Source organism: Agromyces cavernae (genome assembly GCF_021044935.1).
Classification (GTDB): domain Bacteria; phylum Actinomycetota; class Actinomycetes; order Actinomycetales; family Microbacteriaceae; genus Agromyces; species Agromyces cavernae.
This window is the reverse complement of the sequence record NZ_JAJNMP010000003.1, coordinates 35787-57767: the sequence shown is the minus strand read 5'-3', so window position 1 is coordinate 57767 and position 21981 is coordinate 35787. Positions and strand designations below refer to the sequence as shown.

Sequence of the window (21981 nt, the reverse complement as noted above, 5' to 3'; positions counted from 1 at the left end):
GTTCGAATCATGAGCACCTCGCGCATCACCACCCACGTGCTCGACGCGACGACCGGCCGGCCGGCCGCGGGCCTCACCGTCGAGCTGCTCGGCCCCTCGGGTGACGAGTGGGGCCGCGTCGCGGCATCCGTCACCGACGACGACGGCCGCATCTCGCACTTCGGACCCGACGAACTGCTGCCCGGGGAATACCGGCTGCGATTCGACACGGGAGCCTGGTTCGCCGCGCGGGGCGTCGACACGTTCTACCCAGAGGTCGTCATCACCGTGCGCATCGAAGACGACGGCCGGCACGTGCACGCCCCTCTGCTGCTGAGCCCATTCGCCTATTCGACCTACCGAGGGAGCTGATCCATGACCGAGCAGCAATCGTCCGCGGCATCCGGCATCGTCCTCGGCGCCAACCAGTACGGCAAGGCCGAGGTGCGAGTCGTCAAGGTCACGCGCGACACCGCCCGGCACGAGATCGACGACCTCAACGTGACCTCGCAGCTGCGCGGCGACTTCTCCGCCGCGCACCTCGCCGGCGACAACGCGCACGTCGTGCCCACCGACACGCAGAAGAACACGATCTTCGCGTTCGCGCGCGACGGCATCGGGTCGCCCGAGGCGTTCCTGCTGCGCCTCGCCGACCACTTCACGGGCTCGTTCGACTGGGTGACCGGAGGGCGGTGGGAGGCCGAGAAGTTCGCGTGGCAGCGCATCGTCGCGCACGGCGAACCGCACGACCACTCGTTCGTGCGGTCGGGGCAGGAAGTGCGAACCGCGCTCGTCGTGGTGGAGGGCGCCGGGGGTGGGGTCGGCGGCACTGGAGGCACTGGCGGCGGTGGTGGCGACCGCACCCGGCACGTCCTCGCCGGGCTCAAGGAGCTCACCGTGCTGAAGACCACCGAATCGGGGTTCGAGGGGTACCCGCGCGACCGGTACACGACGCTGCCCGAGACCCGCGACCGCATCCTCGCGACCGACGTGTCAGCCAGGTGGCTGTATCGCGGGGCGGGCGTCGACGCGGGCTTCGACTACGACGCCGCCTACGACAGCGTGCGCGGGCTGCTGCTCGAGACGTTCACCGAGGGGTACTCGGCGGCGCTGCAGACCACGCTCTTCGACATGGGCCGCCGGGTGCTCGAACGGCACGATGAGATCGCCGAGATCCGCCTCTCGATGCCGAACAAGCACCACTTCGTGGTCGACCTCTCGCCGTTCGGGCTCGACAACCCCAACGAGGTGTTCTACGCCGCCGACCGCCCCTACGGTCTCATCGAGGCCGCCGTCGTCCGCGAGGGCGTCGACTCGCCCGCCGCGGCATGGGAGGCGGTCGCGGGCTTCTGCTGACGCGCACGGACCACCCCGCAGTCGAGAGTGCACTCCTCGCCCTCCATCGGGCGTCAGATGCACTCTCGGCGCCACCGCTCGAGCGCCCTCCCATCGAGAGGGCACTCCTCGCCGTTCCCCGGGCGTCGACTGCACTTTCGATGCCCTGCGTCTCCCCGGCCCTTCTGGACATCTGCGGCACCTCGCGTAGAGAGTGCACCCCCCCGCCATTCTTCAGGCCTGAAGTGCACTCTCGGCCCACCCGATGCAATCTCGACTGCGGCACACCAAGCCTCGACCCCTCCTCAACACCCCCGACTTCGAACGAGTCGTTCACGGGCCCGCGCGATTCCGTGTTTGACCGAGACATACCGGCCACCCTTGAGTGATGGTCGCCCGACATCCACTCCCGCTCGACTTCTCGCTTGGGCCATTCACGCGGCACGCGGGTCTCGCGCGGGGGTTGAGTGACAAGCGGCTCCGGGGCTCCGACCTCATGATTCCGGTGCGAGGCGTGAGGCTTCCGCGGGCTGAAGCGTCCTCGATGATGGCGAGATGCGGTGCCCTCACCCTGCATCTACCCCACGACACCTCAGCCTTCAGCCACGCCACCGCTGCGCTGCTCTGGGGGCTGCCGCTTCCATCCCGCCTGCAGACCGCGAGCATTGTGCACGTGATCGTCTGGGGCGGCGTGTACCCGCCCAGGGTTCGCAACGTCGTCGGCCATCGTTCCGCATCGCGGCCGCGCACGCAGCGCAAGGGTGGGCTGCTGCTCGTGAGTCCGGCCGACACGTGGTGTCAGCTGTCAACGCAGCTGACCGAACTCGAGTTGATCCAAGCGGGGGACAGGCTGCTCGGCCGCCCCCATCCGCTTGCCACGATTGCGGAGGTGGACGAAGCGGTCGCACGGTACGGCAAGCGGCGCGGATGTCGCGTGCTCAGAGCTGCGCGCGAACACCTCCGTGCTGGCTCCGAATCGCCGAAAGAGACGCAGTTGCGCCTCAAGGTCGTCGCGGCGGGGTTCCCTGATCACGAGCCGAACGGGGTCATCGTGCTGCGCTCAGGTCGCACGACTCATGGTGATCTCGTCTTCCGCCGCTGGAAGGTGCTGCTCGAGTACGACGGCGATCACCACCGCGAGGATGATTCGCAATGGGAGAAGGATGTCGATCGCCTGAACGAGTTGGCGGCGAACGGGTGGCTCGTGATTCGAGTGAACAAGCACTCCGCATTCGATTCGATCGCACGTCAGCTGAGTGAGGCGCTCGAACTTCGCGGCTGGTCTCGCGCGTAGTCCGTCTTCGGGTCCCGCCCTTGCAAGGCTGCGCTCGCTCCGCGGTTTCGAGAGTGCAGTTGCCGCCGTTGCTGGGGCCGGGGGTGCACTCTCGGGAAGGAGCGGGTGAGCTGGGCCCGCGCCGAGAGTGCAGTTGCCGCCGTTCCAGGGGCCGGGGGTGCACTCTCGGGAAGGAGCGGGTGAGCTGGGCCCGCGCCGAGAGTGCAGTTGGCGCCCTCCTTCGGGCGGGGAGTGCACGTTCGGTGAGTATGGCAGGGCGGCGAGTGCACGTTCGGTGAGTATGGCAGGGCGGGGCGTGCACTCTCGGTGTGAAAGGGAGGTGTGAAGGGGAGGTGTGAAGGGGAGCAGCAGGCGGCGCCCGGGAGCGGCCGCCCACCCCCCGACCCTCGACCGCGGGGCGCTGCCGCGCTAGCGTCGAGGCATGCGCATCCTCCTCGTCGGCGCCGGAGGCGTCGGAGACGCCATCGCCAAGATCGCGGCCCGTCGAAACTTCTACGAGCTGCTCGTGGTGAGCGACTACGACGAGTCCCGTGCGCAACGCACGGTCGACTGGATCAGGGCCAGGCACGGGGATGAGGTCGCGGCCCGGTTCGCCACGGCGCAGATCGACGCGTCGGATCCCGAGGTCGTGACGTCCGTCGCTCGCGAGTACGAGGCGACCCACGTGATGAACGCGGTCGAGCCGAAGTTCGTGCCGGCGATCTTCGCGGGCGCGCTTGCGGCCGGGGCCGACTACCTCGACATGGCGATGAGCCTGAGCGAGCCGCATCCGACCGACCCATATGAGAAGACGGGCGTGAAACTGGGCGACGACCAGTTCGCGCAGACGACCGATTGGGATGCCGCGGGGAGGCTGGCACTCGTCGGCATGGGGGTCGAGCCCGGCCTCTCCGACGTGTTCGCCCGTTTCGCCGCCGACCACCTCTTCAGCGAGATCGACGAGCTCGGGGTGCGCGACGGCGCCAACCTCGTCGTGACCGACGACGAGGGCAATGAGATCTTCGCTCCGTCGTTCTCGATCTGGACGACGATCGAGGAGTGCCTGAACCCGCCGGTGATCTGGGAGGAGGACACCGGCTGGTACACGACGGCGCCGTTCAGCGAGCCCGAGGTGTTCGAGTTCCCCGAGGGCATCGGGCCGGTCGAGTGCGTGAACGTCGAGCACGAAGAGGTGCTGCTCATGCCGCGATGGGTCGACGCGAAGCGCGTGACATTCAAGTACGGCCTCGGCGCCGAGTTCATCAACGTGCTGCAGGTGCTGCACCTGCTCGGGCTCGATTCGACGAGTCCGGTGCGGGTGCGCAGCGAGAACGGGCCGGTCCACGTCGCGCCGCGCGACGTGGTCGCGGCGTCGCTGCCCGACCCGGCCACGATCGGCCCGCGCATGACTGGCAAGACCTGTGCGAGCCTGTGGGTCACGGGCACGGGCACCGACGGCGCCCCGAGGTCGTCGTACCTGTACCACGTCGCCGACAACGAGTGGACGATGCGCGAGTACGACAGCCAGTGCGTCGTGTGGCAGACCGCCCTGAACCCGGTGATCGCGCTCGAACTGCTCGCGACCGGCGTGTGGGAAGGCCGCGGAGTGCTCGGACCCGAGGCGTTCGACGCCGCGCCGTTCCTCGAGCTCATGGCGCGCCCGGTGACCGACGGCGGGTACGGTCAGGCGTGGCGCATCGAGGACCGGGCCGCGTGACCGCCGCTCCGCCACACGTCGTCGCCGCGATCGTTCGCGAGGCGCATGCGGCGGCGGATGTCGCCGATCGGCGCGCCGCCGTCATCACGCGCCCGGCCGTGGGTGATGAGCTCGATGCCGTGCTCGCCCGTTTCACGGTGACGTGGGGCGTGGGCCGCGGCCCCGACCGGTCGATGCTGCAGGCGCTCGACCATGCGGGCAACACGCTGCTCATCGCGATCCCGACGGGGCCGGGTAGCGCACCCGTCCCAGCCCTCGGTGCACTCCTCGGTTTTCTCGGCTGGGGCGACGGCGTGCACCTGCACTCCCACATGAACGCCGTCGACCCGGCCGCGCGCGGCCGAGGCATCGGCCTGGCCCTGAAGTTGCGCCAGCGCGCGATCTGCCTCGAGCACGGCATCGACGAGGTGCGCTGGACCTACGATCCCCTCATCCGCCGCAACGCCCGCATGAACCTGGTGCGCCTCGGCGCCGAGGTCATCGCGTACCACCCCGACTTCTACGGTCGGCTCGACGACGCCATCACGGGCGCCGACCGCAGCGACCGCTTCGAGGTGCGCTGGCGCCTCGACTCGCCGCGCACGACGCGCGCGCTCGCCGGCGAACCGCAGCCCGTCTGGTCGGCGCGCGGCGGCCTCGCGCTCGTCCCCGACTTCGAGGGGCTGCGGTCGGATGACCCGGCCGAGGCCGCGCGCCTGCGCGAGCAGTCCCGTTCGGCTTTCGCCGCCCTGGGCGACCGCGGGCTGGGGCTCCGCGTCGAGCTCGACGCCGCGGGCGACTACGTCTTCACGACCGACGACCCCGACCGGGAGGCCCGATGAGCGAGACGACCCGCATCGACGCGATCGAGCTGCACCGCATCGAGGTGCCGCTCATCCGCCCGTTCGAGACGAGCTTCGGCCGCGAGACGGTGCGCGAGGTGCTCATGGTGCGGGTGCGCACCGATGCGGGCGACGGCTGGGGCGAGTGCGTGGCCGGTCGCGACCCGTTCTACTCGTCGGAGTACGTCGACGGCGCGACATCCGTGATCGAACGCCATCTCGGCCCGGCCCTGCTCGACCGGCTGCGGGTCGAGGGACCGCAGCCGGCGCCTCGCGACCTGATGCCGCGCGGCGCCTCGGTGCCGCTCGCGGCCGCGGTCGCGCCTGCGCTCGCGTTCGTCGCCGGGCACCGCATGGCGAAGGGCGCGCTCGAGGCGGCGGTGCTCGACGCCGAACTGCGTGCGCAGGGACGGTCGATGGGCGCGGCGTTCGGCGCCGAGCGCGACTGGGTCGACTGCGGCGTGTCCGTCGGCATCGCGCCCACCCTCGAGGAGCTGCTCGACGAGGTCACGGGCTACCTCGAGGAGGGGTACCGGCGCATCAAGCTGAAGATCCGGCCCGGATGGGACCTCGTGCCCGTCAGCGCGGTGCGCGAGCTCATGGGGCCCGCCGGAATGCTGCAGGTCGATGCGAACACGGCCTACACGGCCGATGACATCCCGCTGCTCGCCCGCCTCGACGATCTCGACCTGCTCCTCATCGAGCAGCCGTTCGCCGAGGAGGACCTCGCGACGCACGCGCGGCTCGCCGCCGAGTGCGATACGCCCGTGTGCCTCGACGAGTCGATCCTCGGCGTCTCGACGGCGATCGACGCCATCGAGCGCGGCGCCACGTCGATCATCAACATCAAGCCGGGCCGCATGGGCGGCTATCTCGAGGCGCTGCGGGTGCACGACATCTGCGTCGAGCTCGACGTGCCGGCCTGGTGCGGTGGCATGCTCGAGACCGGGGTCGGCCGCGCGGCCAACGTGGCGCTGGCCGCGCTGCCGGGGTTCGTGCTGCCCGGCGACACGTCGGGGTCATCGCGCTACTACGCCGAGGACCTCACCGAGCCGTTCGTGCTCGGCACCGGCGAGCACCACGGCCAGCTGCAGGTTCCGGATGGCCCGGGCACGGGTGTCACCGTGCGGGACGAGCTGATTCGCGAGTGGGCGTCGGCGCAGCCCGTGACGCTCACGCGCTGAACGGCGCCCCCGCCTCGCGACGCAGCTCGACCGCCGCGTGGCCGATCGCCGCAGCCGAGGCCGCGAGTCGCGGATCGTCGTCGATCTCGAACCACGTCGACGAGAGGGCGCACCACGCGACGAGCCAGTCGGCGAGCCGCGCGGCGTCGACGCCGGTCGCGTCGACGACGACGCCGAACTGCCGCTGGAGTCGGCCGGGGGCGAGGGCCCGCTCGTGCGAGGGGTTGCACAGCAGGTTGCAGTAGTCGAACGCGGCCTCGCCGAGGAGGCCCTTCGGGTCGATCGCCAGCCAGCCGCGCTCGCCGAAGTCGAGCACGTTGCCGTGGTGCAGGTCGCCGTGCAGCACCACGGCCTCGCGCGGGTCGTCGAGCAGCCTCGCGGCGGTGTCGGCACCGCGCCGATGGAACGCGCCGAGCTCGTCGGCGTTCGAGAACAGGTGCCGGAACCAGGTCGGCAGGCCGATGAGCTCGGGCGGGTCGTCGGCCGCCTGCACCAGCGCGGATGCACCGTGGATGACTTCGGCCGCGGCGCAGACGATGCGCGTGGCCTCGTCGTCGTGGCCTGCCTCGACCATGCGCACGAGGTCGCGACCGCCGGTGGCTCGTTCGAGCAGCACCGCCGCACCGTCGCGCTCGAGCACCCGGGCGGCGCCGCGCCCGTCGAGCGCGACGAGCAGGTCGGCACCGCGTGCCTCTTCGTCGGTCTGCGCGAGCTTGAGCATCGCCGGCTCGCCGAACTCGGTGCGCACCGGGATGAGGGTGCTCGACGACGTGGTGACCGGATCGGCGTCGGGGCGCAGGCGCCAGCGCCGCACCCAGGCGGCCTCCGCGGCATGACCGGGATTGACCGGACCCAGGTCGCTCACGAGCGGTTCCACTCCTTGCCGGCCCACGGGTCGTAGTCGATTTCGAGCGGCTCCTGCGCGGGGCGCTGCGCCTCGGGGACGTGCTGCAGGTTCACGCGGATGCGGTACCACAGCGACGAACTGCCGCGCATGCCGTCGACGAGCACGTCGGCAGGCTGCAGCAGCGCGACCACGTCGGGGTGCCGGGCCTTCCAACGCTCGAGCCCTTCGAGCGCCTCGGGCTTCGTCTTGGCCCGGGCGATCTCGATGAGCGGCATGGTCGATTGGCGCCGGCCCGTGCCCCCTGCCGCACCCGACGCCCGCGGCGGCTTCTCGGCAGGTCCGAGCTGCTCGGCGAGCGCCAGCAACCCGTCGAGCCTGCCGACCGCCTCGTCGATCCCCGCGGCGGGGTCGCCGCGCTCGGCGAACCGCTCGAGCACTGTCGCGACGGTGAAGCGCTCGGGGCGGCTGTCCCGCACCTCGCCCCAGTCGAGGGGCGTCGAGACGCGCGCGTCGGGCAACGGCCGGATCGAGTACGCCGACGCGACCGTGCGGTCCTTCGCATTCTGGTTGAAGTCGACGAACACGCTCTCGCCGCGCTCCTCCTTCCACCAGCGCGCCGTCGCGAGGCCGGGCGCTCGCAGCTCGACCTCACGGGCGAGCGTCTCGGCCGCGTGTCGCACCTGGCGGAAGTCCCAGCTCGGCTCGATGCGCGCATAGATATGGATGCCTCGTGAACCCGACGTCTTGGGCCAGCCCACGAGCCCGTGGTCGGTGAGCACCTCGCGCGCGACCATGGCGACGTCGACGATCTGGCTCCAGTCGACCCCGGGCATGGGGTCGAGGTCGACGCGCAGCTCATCGGGATGCTCGAGATCGTCGGCGCGCACCGGGTGCGGATTGAGGTCGAGGCAGCCGAGGTTCACGACCCAGGCGAGGGCCGCGGCATCCGTCACGACGACCTCTTCGGCCGAATTGCCCGACGCGTAGTGCAGCGTCGCCGTCTCGATCCATTCGGGGCGTTTCTCGGGTGCCCGCTTCTGGAAGAACGCCTCCTGCGAGATGCCCTTCACGAAGCGCTTGAGCACCATCGGCCGGCGGTCGACGCCCCGCAGGGCGCCATCGGCGACTGCCAGGTAGTACTGCACGAGGTCGAGCTTGGTGAGCCCGGGCTCGGGGAACACCACCTTGTCGGGGTTCGAGATGCGCACCTCGCGGCCGCCGATCTCGAGCACGCGGGCGTCGCCGTTCGCGGTACTCATGTCTTCACCTCGGGTTGCGTTCGCGCACGTGGTCGGGCCATCAGGAACCGCATGCTGAGGCCTGCGACCACCGAGCCGAGGCCGCCGGCGAGGAGATCGCCGAGCGTGTCGGCGTATCCGACCAGGATGTCGTCGTCGATGAACGCGCGGCCGAACCACTCGAAGAGCTCCCAGATCACCCCCATCGTCAGTCCGAGCGCGGTGGTCGCCACGGTCGCGGACAGCATCGGGTGCGGCAGTGTCGCGGGGTCGGCGAGCACGCCGAGCCGCACGAGCACGACGAAGGCCAGCGCCGCGAGGAGCCCGTTGGTGAGGAAGTGCATCGGCACATCCCACCAGCGGGTCGTGTGATAGACGCCCAGCACGCTGCTCCAGGTCGAGAACAGCACGGCGATGCCGAACGCGATGTCGAAGCCGGCCCGCAGGTGCAGCAGTCGCGGGATGAGCATCACGGCGAGGACGGCGAGGAAGCTGAGGCCCGAGAGCGGACCCCAACCGATGGCGGCGACCACGATGCTCAGCACGGCGAGCAGGCGCAGCACGTCGGCGATCACCTCGGCGGGACCGTCTGGAGCACGCAGCGCCGTGCGCATCATGGCAGCACTCTAGACCCGTCCACCGTCGCGGAGCCTGCACGCAGCACCGTCTGCACCGGTTCGTGGTCGGAGGCCGCCCTGCCGTCGAACCTCGTCGTGTTGATGCCGGTGCGGGTCACCTCGACGGCGCCGCCGACGAGGATGTGGTCGATGCGCCGCCCGCCGGGTCGACGGCCCCGGTAGTTCGAGAAGGTGCCGAACGGCGGCGTGACCCGTTCTGCGGCAGCCTCCCATGCATCGTGCAGTGTGCCGCCGGCGATGAGTGTCTGGTACACGGGCGACGACTCATCGGCGTTGAAGTCGCCCATGACGACGATCGCCGCGTCGGGCTCGGCGGTCGTGGCGGCCCGCGCAAGGCGCACGATCATGTGCGCCGAGTGCAGCCGCGAGCGCCGCGACAGATGGTCGAGATGGGTGTTGAAGACGAACAGGCGGGTGCCCGTCTCGACGTCGGTGAACTCGGCGGAAACCAGGATCCGCCGCGTCACGTTGCCCCAAGATCGCGATCCGTGGTGGTCGGGTGTCGACGAGAGCGCACGCTGACGCCACCCGGTGAGGTCGAGGCGCTCGGCGTCGTAGTAGATCGGGCACTTCTCGCCGCGCCCCGAGGGGTCTCGGCCGTCGCCGACCCAGCGATATCGAGAGCCGAGGGCCTCGGCGACGAAGTCGGCCTGATCGGCGAGGGCCTCCTGCGCACCGACGATCGTGGGCTGCTCGGCGGCGAGGATCCGCTCGACCAGGACCTTTCGCGTCGCCCACCGGTCGGGGCTGCCCGGTCGATTTCCCGACACACGTCGACGGATGTTGTACGTCATCACGTGCACCTCGGGCGCGGTCACCCCTCCGATGAGGGCGGCATCCGTCATCTGTTCAGCGTACGCGCGGAAGCCGCACGGTAGCGTGGTGCCACCTGCCCCGAACGAGAGGACCCCGATGCGGCGCATCCTCGGCCTGCGCATCGTGCGCTGGGAGCTGAAGCTGCTCTACGTCGCCGTGGCCTACGGCATCGGGTACCCGATCCGCGCACTGCTCTTCGCGGCGGGTGCGGCGCCGTTCGTGCCCGGCCTCGTCGACGCGACCGTGACGATCGGCGCGTTCGTGCTCGGGGCGCGGTGGTTCCGTGGCGCCGGTGAGGCGGTCGCGCCGCCCCGGCCGTGGTGGCGCATGACCGCGTGGCCGACGCTGAGCAAGAACCTGGGCATCCTGTTCGCGTTCATGGCGGTGTCGTTCGTATTCCTCGCGGTGCGGGCCGTCGGGGCCGTCGAGATGTTCTCGGTCGTCGACTCGATCATCGGCGCACTGCAGTTCGCGGTACTCGCGTTCCTGTACCTGAACTCGGCGGTGCGACTGACCCGAGGGGGCTTCGCGAAGCCCGAGCGGCTACGGCCGCCGCCTCGACTGCGGCTCTGATCACACACGCTGACGGGCGGGCACCGCTCAGCCGGCGTGCGGCGCCCCGCGGACCTGCGCGTTCTCGATCGCGAGGTGCTCGAGTCGGTCGACCGCCAGTGGTGCGCCGCCCTCTCGGCGCATGGCTTCGGCGAACGCGGATGCCGCAGGGCCGAGCGCGCGCGCCCGTTCGACGGCCCCGTGCAGCGCCCGCGGCGAGAGCTTGCGCTTGGGCAGCAGCACCCCCACCCCTGCCGTCTCGGCGCGGCGGGCGACCTCGGATTGGTCGCGACCCCACGGAACGACGACGACGGGAACGCCCGCGCTGAGCGCCTTCTGCGTCGCGCCCATGCCGCCGTGGGTGACGGCGACCGCGGCCGCCCCGAGCAACGGCGTGTGCGGCAGGAATCTCTCGACCTGGGCATTCGCGGGCGCATCGTCGGGGACGGCTCCGGCAGGAACCGTCGCGACGACCTCGTACTCGTCGCCCGCGAGTCCCGCGAGCGCCGCAGCGACCAGCGCGCCGTCGTCTTGGTATTCGGACGATGTCGTGACGAGTACGAGCGGGCGTCGAACTGCGGCGAGCCATTCCGGCCGGTCCGCAGGCGGCTCCCACAGGATCGGGCCTGTGAGGCAGAACGAGTCGGGCCAGGCTTCGCGTGGGTATTCGAATGTCGTCGACGTCAGGTACAGGGTGAGCGGTGCGCGCGTGTACAGGTCGGTTGCATCGTGCACCGGCCGCAGGCCGAGCCCGCGGCGGATCTCGTTGAGCGGAGGGAGCAGCACGCGCTCGAAGCCGCCGAGGATCGCCGGCCGCAGCATCCGATCGCGCATTCGCCCCAACCAGCCGCGCGCGGGAGGGAACCCCGGACCGAACGGCGGGATCTCGTCGGCCGGCAGGGGTGTGGGAAAGTGCTGCAGCAGCGCCCACGGACCTCCCCACGCCTCGGCGGCAGCGACGGCCCCAGCTGCGTTGCCGTCGATCAGGAGCACGTCGGGCGACTCGGTCTCGATCGCCTGCTGCAGGTCGTCGACCTCGAATACCGCTCGTGCCGACATGGTGCGGATCGAGCGCCTGATGGCCCCGACCGACGATCGCGCGAGGTAGTCGTCGAACTCGATGCCCTCGATGCGCGGATCGATCGGCTCGGCGGTGAAGCCCAGCTGCTGCAGGTGCCCGACCTCCGCGCCGAGCGTCCGCACGGTGACGGCGTGACCACGGCGGCGCAATTCGAGGAGGATCGGCACGGTGGGGTACAGATGCCCGCGAGCGGGCGTGGTGTAGGCGAGGACCTTCATGGCAGTACTCCCTTCACGAGTTCGGTCAGAGCCTGCTGGGTGCGGTCGCGGGACAGCCCCGCCTGCCGGCGTAGCAGGTACCAGGTGTAGACGTCGCACGTCGCAGTCAGTTGCGCATGCAGCAGTTCGCGGCCTGGGTTCGACATCTCGTCGAGCCATGGTGCGAAGACGCGGGTGACCCAGTCGAGGTGGACGCGCTTGCCGATCGTCGTCGTCTCTGCGATCGGGGGGACGCGCTCCTCTTGGCGCAGCAGGAGCATGGCGAGATCTCCGACCTGCTCGTAGTGCTCGATGAGGTTCGCGATCGCACCCGCGACGTCGCCGGCCGGCGCCTCCGCGCGTTGGGCGGTCACCGACGCGACCGTCGACTCGGTGAGCGTGCGTGCCAGGCCTTCTTTCGAGCCGAACCTGCGCATGACGGTCTGCACGGTCACCCCCGCATCCGCTGCGATCGCGTCGAGGGTGACGTCGTCGTAGTAGTCGGTGGAGAACCGTGCGAGGGCAGCCTTGAGGATCCGCTCGCCGGTCGCCCGCACGGAGTGCGCGCGGGTCGACATCGTGTACGAGCGAGTTTTCATGTTAATCAGCTTGACATGAAAATCCCGGATGGGGAAGTGGTGTCCGTCGATAGGATCGTGCCCATGGCCGATGACGCGGTGAAGCAGGCACAGGAGGCGGCCGCCGCTGCGGCCGAAGCGGCGAAGGCGCTGCAGGCGCAGGCCGAAGCCGCCATCAAGGCGGCCGAAGAGGCGGCAGCGCTCGCGAAGGCGGCGGCCGAACAGGCAGAGCAGAGCGAACCGGCAGCGGATGTCCCTGCCGAGGCCGAGCCCGAGCAGCCCGAGCCGGCGAAGCCCGAGCCGGCGAAGCAGGCCGCGTCCGCGACATCCGGCGGCCCGCTCGACGCCGAGCACGTCGACGCGATCCGTGCGGGCTACGCCTTCGAGGGGCCCGCGCTCGAGATGGGCGCGCTCGTCAACGGCGAGGCGATGCCCGATGTGCCGGTGCGCATCCCCATCGCGATGACCAACCGCCACGGGCTCGTCGCGGGTGCGACCGGCACCGGCAAGACCCGCACCCTGCAGGTGCTCGCCGAGCAGCTCTCGGCCGCCGGGGTCGCGGTGTTCGCCGCCGACATCAAGGGCGACCTGTCGGGCGTCGCGACCCCGGGCGGGGGCAACGAGAAGCTGCTGAAGCGCACCGAGGGCATCGGCCAGCAGTGGGCGGCCGCGAGCTTCCCCACCGAGTACTTCTCCCTCGGCGGCGTCGGCCGCGGCGTGCCGATCCGGGCGACGATCTCGGGCTTCGGCCCGCTGCTGCTGAGCAAGGTGCTCGGCCTCAACGACACGCAGGAGTCGAGCCTCGGGCTCGTCTTCCACTACGCCAACAAGAACAACCTCGCGCTGCTCGACCTCGAAGACCTCCGGGCCGTGCTCGCCTACCTCGTGAGCGACCAGGGCAAGGGCGAACTCGAGGGCCTCGGCGGCCTCTCCAAGGCGACCGTCGGGGTCATCCTTCGCGAGCTCATCACCTTCGCCGACCAGGGCGCCGACGTGTTCTTCGGCGAGCCCGAGATCGACACGGCCGAGTTCCTTCGCACCGCACCCGACGGCCGCGGCATCATCAGCCTGCTCGAGGTGCCGGGCGTCGCCGACAAGCCGGCGCTCTACTCGACGTTCCTCATGTGGCTGCTCGCCGACCTGTTCACCGACCTGCCCGAGGTCGGCGACCTCGACAAGCCCAAGCTCGTCTTCTTCTTCGACGAGGCGCACCTGCTGTTCAAGGACGCCTCGAAGGAGTTCCTCGCGCAGATCACCCAGACCGTGCGCCTCATCCGCTCGAAAGGCGTCGGCGTGTTCTTCGTCACGCAAACGCCGAAGGACGTGCCCGGCGACGTACTCGCCCAGCTCGGCTCGCGCGTGCAGCACCAGTTGCGGGCGTTCACCCCCGACGATGCGAAGGCGCTTCGCGCCACCGTGTCGACCTACCCGAAGTCGGGCTACGACCTCGAAGAGACGCTCACCGTGCTCGGCACCGGCGAGGCGATCGTCACCGTCATGAACGAGAAGGGCGCGCCGTCGCCAGTGGCCTGGACGCGCCTGCGCGCCCCGCAGGCGTCGATGTCGCCGTCGCCCGACGCGTCGATCGACGCCACGGTCGCCGCGTCGCCGCTGTTGGCGAAGTACGGCACGGGGCTCGACCGCGAGTCGGCGCACGAGATCCTGACGAAGAAGCTGGCGGATGCCGCTGCCAAGGTCGACGCCGAAGCCGCGGCCGCCGCCAAGGCCGAGGCCGACGCCGAGTACGCGAAGATGCAGGCGAAGATCCAGGCCGATGCGGCGAAGGCCGACAAGAAGGCCCAGGCCGAGTACGACCGGCTCATGAAGCAGACGTCGAGCTCGTCGCGAAGCCGGTCGCGGAAGTCGCCCGAGAAGTCGGCGCTCGAAGAGGTGCTCGGCTCCCGCACCACGCAGACCATCCTCAAGCAGGTCATCACGGGCATCTTCGGCATGGCCAAGCGCAAGTAGGCCCACACACGCTCGTGCCCGAGATCCGCCCCTACCGACCCGCCGACCGCGAGGCTGTCGCCCGCATCTGCCTGCTCACCGCAGCCGGCGGCGGCGACGCGACGGGCGTGTACTCCGACGACACCCTCATGCCCGAGGTCTACGCGCTGCCCTACGTCGAATACGCGCCCGAGCTCGCGTTCGTCGTCGCCGACGCCGACCGGGTGCTCGGCTACGTGATCGCCGTGGCCGACACCGCCGCCTTCATCGAGTGGTGGAAGCGCGAGTGGACCCCGGGGTTCGCCGCGAGGCATCCGTCGGCCGGATCGCCGACCCGACACGACCCGTCGTTCACCGAGGCCGACCTCATCGCGGCCGGCCTCGATCCCGAACGCATGCGCATCGCCGAGCTCGCCGACTATCCGGCCCACCTGCACATCGACCTGCTGCCCGAGTTGCAGGGGATGGGGTTCGGGCGCCGCCTCATCGACGCGCTGCGGGGCGCGCTCGCCGCGCGTGGTGTCGCCGCCGTTCACCTCGGCATGGACGCGGCGAACACCGGCGCGCGGGCGTTCTACGACCGGCTCGGCTTCCACGAGCTGCCGTCGAGCACACTGAACGCGCCGCTGCTCGGAATCGCGACGAGCTGACGCGGGAGCCGCGCATTCGGCTCGGCGAATGAGCGCCCCGGGTTCAACCGAGGATGGGGACCACGGCGGCGCAGAAGTCGTCGCTCCGCCCCGTCGAGCCCTTCACCAGACCGAGGTCCGCGAGGAACACGTCATCGGACGGGTCGTCGACGGTGCCATTGTGGTCGATCAGGACCTCGAACCGCACCTGACCCGGGTTGCGGGCGATCGCCTTACCGTCAGGGCCGAAGGTCGTGGCGTTGCCCGTGACGAGGACCAGGATCGTCAGCGTGCCGTCGCCATTGTCGGTGATCTTGAGGTCTTTCTCGACGATGTTCACCTTCTCGGTCACGAAATCGCCTTCGGCGTTGCTGTATCGCGCCTCGGACGAGGCAACCAGATGGAAGTAGGGAGCGGTGCCGGGTTTGCGGGCGTTGAACAGGATCTTCCCCTCGGCCGTCGCCTCCCGGTCGATGGTGAGACCGGGCACGTCGCAGAAGTCATCGATCGATTCGAAGAACTCCTCGGAGAAGGAGCTGTGTTCGAGTGGCTTGGCCGTGGCCGGGGCCGCGAGCAGCGCCGTCGCGGCGAGGCCGACCGCGATTCCGGTGGCGAGAAGTCGGCGCGCGCCGGAGTGCCGGGTGGATGCAGACATGGTTCCCTCGTTCCGTCAGGCGACAGTGCCCGGGCCCGCAGTGCCGCGCTCGAATCATCCCGCGACGCAGCGGCGGCGGCGACCCCTGTTCGGGGGGTGTTTCGCGGCGGATGGGGGTCAACGGATGCTGGTCGCAGTCGCAGCGCGCGAGAGGCTAGGCGCTCAGCGTGCGCCGTTCGAACCAATACAGCAGCTTCGGGTCGCTCGCCCGCAGCTCGGCGAGCGTCACCGGCTCGGTGCGAATCGACTCGTCGGCGCCGAGGGTCGCGGCGACCAGGTCCATCGAGCGCTGGTCCCAGAACTTGCCGCGCATGCGGAACCGCCCACGTCCGCCGCGGCAGACGACGAAGAGCTCCCGCGTGGTCTCGAGGCTGTTCGCGCGATACAGCGGCAGGCGCAGCACCTCGTCGATGTCGCGCGCGGCGACCGTGGTCGTGGCCCCGAAGAAACCCCGCTCGACGATGCCGTAGCGGCTGATCGACACCTGCGTTCGCCGGTACGCGATCCACGCCGCAAGGCTGAGTGCGGCGATGACAGCAGCGGTCCACGCCACGATCGGCCAGGCGCCGCTCGGGTCGAGCATCCACAGCTCGGCCGCGAGCAACGGCAATGCGAGTGCGGCGACCGGGAGCCCGACGCTCCAGCCGAGGGAACGGCGAGGCCTCAGGGTGATCACCCTGAGGCCCTCGCCCCTTACTGCCGTTGCTCGAGCGGAGGAGCCCCCTGCATCCCCACTCCGTGTTTCCACCCCTGCAACCGACATCCCTCATATCATCCGTCGGGCCGCGAACGGCCGCTATTCGGCATTAATGAGGACACGGGTGCCGAGTTGGCCGACGTGGAGACGTTCTCGGTCGCCGCGACTGAGGAAAAGAGGCGGCATGCCCCCGTGGTCCGGGGGCTCGGTGCAATTCTCCTGAGCAGGGCGCCCGCTGAGGGGGTTGAACGGATGGGTGGAGGAAGCTGATGCCGGCGTCGTGGGGTCTACGAAACGCCTTCGTCTTCGTCGACACCCCGGGCCCTCACGACCCGGCTCAGGACAGCATAGGTGCAACCCTGAGTGAAGAGCCATTCGGGCGAGTGGGCGCACCTGCCGTCGTGATGAAAATGGCGGAGGATGGGGGATTCGAACCCCGTGAGTGGGCGCTGCGCGCTCACCCGGCGGGTGTTCCTTGGCGGAGGATGGGGGATTCGAACCCCGTGAGTGGGCGCTGCGCGCTGACCCGGCGGGTGTTGCTTGGCGGAGGATGGGGGATTCGAACCCCCGAGGGCTTTCACCCAACACGCTTTCCAAGCGTGCGCCATAGGCCACTAGGCGAATCCTCCGTGGGCGCGAGCATGCGAACACGCGCGCGACCTCATGAAATGCTACCCGACTTCCGGCGGCGTTCAGTTCACGGGCGAGCGGATGCCTCGTGCCGCGACATCCGCTCGGTGTCTCAGTTGCAGCGGGGAGCAGGTAGAATGGACGACGGCTCCCCGCGTGGCGCCATCCAGGCCAACTCCCCCAGGGCGGAAACGCAGCAAGGGTAACCGGGCTCTGGCGGGTGCGCGGGGGGTCTTTTTCGTGCCCGGGGGTAACCGGGGCTGCGTTCATGGGCGAGGTGCGCGGGGGTCTTTTCGTGCCCAGGGGTAACCGGGGCTGCGTTCATGGGCGAGGTGCGCGGGGGGTCTTTTCGTGCCCGGCGTTGGGTCTCGCCCGTGAGCGGGCGCGCCCCATATGCTTCGAGCACCGATGTGATGGGGGAGATCATGGTTGATGCAGGGCTCGTGAAGCTGGCGGCAGACGCGTACGTGTACGGGTTCCCGATCGTGTTCGATCTCGACCAGGTGCGACGGTTCGTCACCACGGGTGTCGGGTCGAATCCGGCCGCGCCGTTCAACACGTTCGGGCACGCCCGCGAGCTTGCCACGCCCGACGACACGTTCGTGTCGATCAACAACGACACCGTGTACTCGATGGCTCAGGTCGACCTGAGCGTCGGGCCGGTGCTGCTGAGCGTCCCCGATACCGCCGGGCGCTACTACGTACTGCAGTTCGTCGACGCGTGGACGGACAACTTCGCCTATGTCGGCAAGCGCGCCACCGGCACGGGCGCGCGCGACTTCCTGCTGCTTCCGCCCGACTGGGAGGGCGACGGCGTGGGGGATGCCACGGCGGTCCGCTTCCCGACCCGCATCGCGTCGATCGTGGGGCGATGGGCCTGCGACGGCGTCGACGACCTGCCCGCCGTGCACGCCATGCAGGACGCGTTGACGCTCACGCCGCTGCGGCGCTCGCTCATGCCGCCGACCGGGTTGCCCGACCTCACGACCGGGCTGAGTGACGCGCTCGAGTTCTACGAGAAGCTGCGGCTGTACTCGCGGGAGTTCCCGCCGGCGCCTCGCGACGAGCCGCTGCAGGCATCGTTCGCGCCTCTCGGCCTCACTGGGGAGGCATCGCTCGCCGACGCCGACCACGAGACGAAGGCGGTGCTCGAGGCGGGATTCATCGAGGGCAAGGCGACCCTCGAGAACAGCCTCCATTCGGGCAGCAGCCCCGTGGTGAACGGCTGGAACCTCACGTATCACGTGTTCGACTACAACCTCGACTACTTCGAGGTCGGCACCATCGACGCACCGGAGTGGAAGCTCGCCGATCCGGAGGTGCGCATCGGCGAGCGAGCGGCCGCAGCCCTCGCGGGCCTGTGGGGCAACCACGGCTACGAGGCCGCATACGCGATGATCTACCTCGACTCCGATGGTGAGCAGCTCGATGGCGCCAACGAGTACACGTTGCGGCTGCGCCCGACCCCGCCGGTCGGGGCGTTCTGGTCGCTCACCATGTACTCGATCCCCGACTTCTTCCTCGTCGCGAACGACATCCGCCGGTACTCGATCGGCGACCGCACCCCCGGAATCGTCTTCGACGACGACGGCGGGCTCACGATCACGATGAGCAACGCAAGGCCGAGCGACGCGAACGCGGTTGCGAATTGGCTCCCAGCGCCGAACGCGCCCTTCCGCCCGATCCTGCGCATGTACGCCCCTGAGGCCGCCGTGTTCGACGGCTCGTACGAGCTGCCAGCGATCGAACGATCCAGCCCCGAGTCGAGTGCCGCCCAATAGGCTGGGGGAGTGGCGCACCGCATCTACATCTGCTCGGCCGAAGGCAACACCGGCAAGTCGACGGTCGCCCTCGGAACCCTCGACACCCTGACCCGCCGGGCCACTCGCGTGGGCGTGTTCCGGCCTGTGGCGCGCTCGATCGATGAGCGCGACTACGTGCTCGAATTGCTGCTCGCCCACGACGCGGTGGTCGAGCTGTCGTACGACGAGGCGATCGGCGTCGGCTACGACGACGTGCACGCCGACCCCGATGCCGCCCTCGCCACGATCGTGCGCCGGTTCAAGGCCGTCGAAGATCGCTGCGATGCGGTCGTCATCCTCGGCTCCGACTTCACCGACGTCGGCAGCCCGACCGAGCTCGCCTACAACGCCCGGATCGCGGCGAACCTGGGGGCGCCCGTGCTGCTCGTGCTCGGGGGCCGAGTCGGCGAGGGCACGGTTCTGGGCCACACCGAGCGACTCGGGCACAGCGATGCGCGCACTTCCGGCGACCTCGCGCAGCTCACCGAACTCGCCGCCGAAGAACTCGAGCGCGAACACGCGAGCGTGCTCGGCATCGTCGTCAACCGGGCCGACCCCGAACGCCTCGATGAGATCGTCGAGGCGGTGCGTGTGGCGGCGCGATGGGATGGTGGAGGCGGCGTCGCCGTCTGGGCGATCCCCGAGGACCCGTTCCTCGTCGCTCCCTCGATGCGCACGATCATGCAGGCCGTCGACGGCGAGCTGTACGCGGGCGATCCCGACCTTCTCGATCGCGAGGCGCTCGGCGTGGTGATCGCGGCGATGTCGATGGAGAACGTGCTGCCGCGGCTCATCGAGGGCTCGGTCGTGATCGTGCCGGGCGATCGCAGCGAGGTGCTGCTCGGCGTGCTCACAGCGCACACGTCGGCGACGTTCCCGTCGATCTCGGGCATCGTGCTGAACGGCGGATTCCCGCTCTCCGAGCACATCGAGCGACTCATCGAGGGCCTCAAGGCGGGCCTGCCGATCATCAAGACCTCGCTCGGCACCTACGACACGGCGCTCGCGATCAGGAACACCCGCGGGCGCCTCGCCGCCGAATCGCAGCGCAAGCGCGACACCGCGCTCTCGCTGTTCGAGCAGCACGTCGACGGCGCCGCACTGCTCGACCGGCTCGAGATCGCACGGCCCGAAGTCGTCACGCCGCTCATGTTCGAGTACGACCTGCTCGAGCGCGCGCGACGCGTGCGCAAGCACATCGTGCTGCCCGAGGGATACGATGACCGCATCCTGCGTGCCGCGGCCACGCTGCTCGCGCGCGACGTCGCCGACCTCACGATCCTCGGCGAGGAGATCGAGATCCGCGCCAGGGCGATCGGGCTCGGCCTCGACATCTCGCGGGCGACCGTGCTCTCGAACCACGACCACGTGCTCGTCTACCGCCTCGCCGACGAGTACCAGCGTCGCCGTGCGCACAAGGGCGTCACGCTCGAGCAGGCGCGCGACACCGTTCAAGACGTGTCGTACTTCGGCACCATGATGGTCGCCATGGGACTCGCCGACGGCATGGTGTCGGGAGCCGCGCACACCACGGCGCACACCATCCGTCCGGCGTTCGAGGTCATCAAGACGGCGCCCGAGGTCGACGTGGTGTCGAGCGTGTTCCTCATGGCACTCGCCGACCGGGTGCTCGTCTACGGCGACTGCGCAGTGGTGCCCGATCCCACGGCCGAGCAGCTCGCCGACATCGCGGTCTCATCGGCGGCGACGGCGTCGCAGTTCGGCATCGAGCCGCGCGTGGCGATGCTGTCGTACTCGACGGGCGAGTCGGGATTCGGCGCCGACGTCGACAAGGTGCGGCGGGCGACGTCGCTCGTGCGAGAGCGGGCTCCCGAGCTCGCGGTCGAGGGCCCGATCCAGTACGACGCCGCCGCCGACGCCGCGGTCGCGCGCACGAAACTGCCCGAGTCCGACGTGGCCGGGCGAGCGACCGTGTTCATATTCCCCGATCTGAATACAGGCAACAACACGTACAAGGCGGTGCAGCGCTCGGCGGGCGCGGTCGCCATCGGCCCGGTGCTGCAGGGGTTGCGCAAGCCCATCAACGACCTCTCGCGCGGCGCGACCGTTCAAGACATCGTCAACACCGTGGCGATCACCGCGATCCAGGCGGCCGATGCCCCGTGAGCGACATCCTCGTCGTCAATTCGGGTTCTTCGTCGCTGAAGTACCAGCTCATCGAGATGGCGACCGAGCGCACGCTCGCATCGGGGCTCATCGAGCGCATCGGCGAAGGTGCAGGGCGGGCGGTGCACACGATCCCGTGGGACGAGGTGCCGTCGGTCGACCGCGCCGACGCACCCTCGACCACCGAGCGCGAGCTTCCGATTCCCGATCACGTCGCTGCGTTCAGGGTCATGCTCGACGCATTCGAGGCGCACGGACCGTCGCTCGCCGAGCACCGGCCGGTCGCCGTCGGCCATCGGGTTGTGCACGGCGGCAAGCGGTTCTTCGAGCCGACCGTCGTGACCGAGCTCGTGAAGATCAACATCGCCGATCTCGCCGAGCTCGCGCCGCTGCACAACCCGGCGAACCTGCAGGGCATCGAGGCGGCCGAGCACGTGTTCCCCGACGTGCCGCACGTCGTGGTGTTCGACACGGCGTTCCACCAGACGCTGCCGCCGGCCGCGTACAGCTACGCGATCGACGCCGACGTCGCCGAGCAGTACCGGGTGCGGCGTTACGGTTTCCACGGCACCTCGCACAAGTACGTCTCCGAGCAGGCGGCGCTGCTCGTCGGGCGACCGCTCGGCGAGCTGCGCCAGTTGGTGCTGCACCTCGGCAATGGCGCGTCGATCACGGCGATCGACGGCGGCCGGTCGGTCGAGACCTCGATGGGGATGACCCCGCTCGAGGGCCTCGTCATGGGCACGCGTTCGGGCGACATCGACCCCGCTGTGCTCGTGCACCTGCACCGTCGGGCCGGGTACGACTTCGACGCGCTCGACACGCTGCTCAACAAGCGCAGCGGCCTGCTCGGGCTCGCGGGGACCAACGATGTGCGCGACGTGCTCGAGAGCCGCGCCGCAGGAGACCCGGCGGCGACCCTCGCCTTCGATGTGTACGTGCATCGGCTCAAGGCGTACGTCGGGGCGTACTTCGCCCAGCTCGGCGGCGTCGACGTGATCTCGTTCACCGCGGGTGTGGGCGAGAATGCCGCGCCCGTGCGCGCCGCGGCGCTCGCCGGACTCGAGCGCCTCGGCATCGAGCTCGACGCGTCGCGGAATGAGGTTCGCTCGCGTGAGGCGCGGGTGATCTCGACCGACGCCTCCGAGGTCGTCGTGCTCGTCGTGCCCACGAACGAGGAGCTCGAGATCGCCCGTCAGACGCTCGAGGTCGTCGAGGCGTAGGCGCGGCACGGCTCG

General features: G+C 70.0%; 20 protein-coding genes, 1 tRNA gene and 1 other RNA gene. 13 read left to right on the top strand and 9 right to left on the bottom strand.

Annotated features, from left to right (window positions below; genetic code table 11):
• Window positions 1-9 precede the first annotated feature (9 nt).
• The 6 genes from uraH to menC all read left to right on the top strand — a co-directional run bounded on the left by uraH (window position 10) and on the right by menC (window position 6309).
• The gene (uraH, locus tag LQ757_RS11590; protein WP_231047406.1) at window positions 10-351 is read left to right on the top strand and encodes a hydroxyisourate hydrolase; all 342 of its coding nucleotides are present in this window, start codon (window positions 10-12) and stop codon (window positions 349-351) included.
• A 3-nt stretch (window positions 352-354) separates the two neighbouring features.
• Entirely contained in the window at window positions 355-1335 is a 981-nt protein-coding gene (pucL, locus tag LQ757_RS11585) for a factor-independent urate hydroxylase (RefSeq protein WP_231047405.1), read from the top strand.
• A 523-nt stretch (window positions 1336-1858) separates the two neighbouring features.
• Entirely contained in the window at window positions 1859-2608 is a 750-nt protein-coding gene (locus tag LQ757_RS11580) for a DUF559 domain-containing protein (RefSeq protein WP_231047404.1), read from the top strand.
• Between the two features lie 421 nt (window positions 2609-3029).
• Window positions 3030-4304, top strand: coding sequence for a saccharopine dehydrogenase family protein (locus LQ757_RS11575; protein ID WP_231047403.1), 1275 nt, complete (start codon window positions 3030-3032; stop codon window positions 4302-4304).
• Window positions 4301-5125: a hypothetical protein gene (locus LQ757_RS11570; protein ID WP_231047402.1), complete on the top strand. Its 825-nt coding sequence runs from the start codon at window positions 4301-4303 to the stop codon at window positions 5123-5125. The genes LQ757_RS11575 and LQ757_RS11570 overlap by 4 nt, the downstream gene beginning before the upstream one ends.
• Window positions 5122-6309 carry an o-succinylbenzoate synthase gene (menC, locus tag LQ757_RS11565; RefSeq protein WP_231047401.1) on the top strand — a complete coding sequence of 396 codons (1188 nt, stop codon included), beginning with the start codon at window positions 5122-5124 and terminating at the stop codon, window positions 6307-6309. The genes LQ757_RS11570 and menC overlap by 4 nt, the downstream gene beginning before the upstream one ends.
• Here the strand turns inward: menC and LQ757_RS11560 are convergent.
• From LQ757_RS11560 to LQ757_RS11545, 4 genes are read right to left on the bottom strand one after another with little or no spacing between them, the layout of a single operon-like run.
• Window positions 6299-7174 (bottom strand): aminoglycoside phosphotransferase family protein, encoded by an 876-nt coding sequence (locus LQ757_RS11560; RefSeq protein WP_231047400.1) that lies wholly within the window; start codon window positions 7172-7174, stop codon window positions 6299-6301. The two genes, menC and LQ757_RS11560, sit on opposite strands and share 11 nt — an antisense overlap.
• The gene (gene ligD / locus LQ757_RS11555; RefSeq protein WP_231047399.1) at window positions 7171-8415 is read right to left on the bottom strand and encodes a non-homologous end-joining DNA ligase; all 1245 of its coding nucleotides are present in this window, start codon (window positions 8413-8415) and stop codon (window positions 7171-7173) included. Before ligD ends, LQ757_RS11560 begins: the two co-directional genes overlap by 4 nt.
• Window positions 8412-9011, bottom strand: a complete 600-nt coding sequence (locus LQ757_RS11550; RefSeq protein ID WP_231047398.1) for a DUF2238 domain-containing protein — start codon at window positions 9009-9011, stop codon at window positions 8412-8414. Before LQ757_RS11550 ends, ligD begins: the two co-directional genes overlap by 4 nt.
• On the bottom strand, window positions 9008-9877 hold the full coding sequence (locus LQ757_RS11545) for an endonuclease/exonuclease/phosphatase family protein (RefSeq protein ID WP_231047397.1): 870 nt from the start codon (window positions 9875-9877) through the stop codon (window positions 9008-9010). The genes LQ757_RS11550 and LQ757_RS11545 overlap by 4 nt, the downstream gene beginning before the upstream one ends.
• A gap of 67 nt (window positions 9878-9944) precedes the next feature.
• On the opposite strand from LQ757_RS11545, the gene LQ757_RS11540 reads away from it, so the two are divergent.
• Window positions 9945-10421 (top strand): hypothetical protein, encoded by a 477-nt coding sequence (locus tag LQ757_RS11540; protein WP_231047396.1) that lies wholly within the window; start codon window positions 9945-9947, stop codon window positions 10419-10421.
• Window positions 10422-10448: 27 nt separating this feature from the next.
• On the opposite strand, the gene LQ757_RS11535 is transcribed toward LQ757_RS11540, so the two are convergent.
• Window positions 10449-11699, bottom strand: a complete 1251-nt coding sequence (locus LQ757_RS11535) for a nucleotide disphospho-sugar-binding domain-containing protein (protein ID WP_231047395.1) — start codon at window positions 11697-11699, stop codon at window positions 10449-10451.
• Entirely contained in the window at window positions 11696-12277 is a 582-nt protein-coding gene (locus tag LQ757_RS11530) for a TetR/AcrR family transcriptional regulator (protein WP_231047394.1), read from the bottom strand. Before LQ757_RS11530 ends, LQ757_RS11535 begins: the two co-directional genes overlap by 4 nt.
• A 63-nt stretch (window positions 12278-12340) precedes the next feature.
• Between LQ757_RS11530 and LQ757_RS11525 the strand changes: the two genes are divergently transcribed.
• The gene (locus tag LQ757_RS11525) at window positions 12341-14224 is read left to right on the top strand and encodes a helicase HerA-like domain-containing protein (RefSeq protein ID WP_231047393.1); all 1884 of its coding nucleotides are present in this window, start codon (window positions 12341-12343) and stop codon (window positions 14222-14224) included.
• Between the two features lie 14 nt (window positions 14225-14238).
• Window positions 14239-14853, top strand: coding sequence for a GNAT family N-acetyltransferase (locus LQ757_RS11520; protein WP_231047392.1), 615 nt, complete (start codon window positions 14239-14241; stop codon window positions 14851-14853).
• Between the two features lie 43 nt (window positions 14854-14896).
• Here LQ757_RS11520 and LQ757_RS11515 read toward each other — a convergent pair whose 3' ends face one another.
• The 3 genes from LQ757_RS11515 to LQ757_RS11505 form a co-directional block, all read right to left on the bottom strand.
• The gene (locus LQ757_RS11515) at window positions 14897-15487 is read right to left on the bottom strand and encodes a hypothetical protein (protein WP_231047391.1); all 591 of its coding nucleotides are present in this window, start codon (window positions 15485-15487) and stop codon (window positions 14897-14899) included.
• Between the two features lie 154 nt (window positions 15488-15641).
• Window positions 15642-16163 (bottom strand): hypothetical protein, encoded by a 522-nt coding sequence (locus LQ757_RS11510; protein ID WP_231047390.1) that lies wholly within the window; start codon window positions 16161-16163, stop codon window positions 15642-15644.
• Window positions 16164-16725: 562 nt separating this feature from the next.
• A tRNA-Ser gene (locus tag LQ757_RS11505) sits at window positions 16726-16813 on the bottom strand.
• Window positions 16814-16957: 144 nt separating this feature from the next.
• Between LQ757_RS11505 and ffs the strand changes: the two genes are divergently transcribed.
• The 4 genes from ffs to LQ757_RS11485 all read left to right on the top strand — a co-directional run bounded on the left by ffs (window position 16958) and on the right by LQ757_RS11485 (window position 21966).
• Window positions 16958-17054, top strand: an RNA gene (gene ffs / locus LQ757_RS11500) — signal recognition particle sRNA small type.
• Window positions 17055-17239: 185 nt separating this feature from the next.
• Entirely contained in the window at window positions 17240-18595 is a 1356-nt protein-coding gene (locus LQ757_RS11495; RefSeq protein ID WP_231047389.1) for a DUF1254 domain-containing protein, read from the top strand.
• A gap of 9 nt (window positions 18596-18604) precedes the next feature.
• A complete protein-coding gene (gene pta / locus LQ757_RS11490) occupies window positions 18605-20743 on the top strand; it encodes a phosphate acetyltransferase (protein ID WP_231047388.1) in 2139 nt (712 codons plus the stop codon).
• Window positions 20740-21966, top strand: coding sequence for an acetate/propionate family kinase (locus LQ757_RS11485; protein ID WP_231047387.1), 1227 nt, complete (start codon window positions 20740-20742; stop codon window positions 21964-21966). The genes pta and LQ757_RS11485 overlap by 4 nt, the downstream gene beginning before the upstream one ends.
• The last annotated feature ends 15 nt before the right edge of the window (window positions 21967-21981 follow it).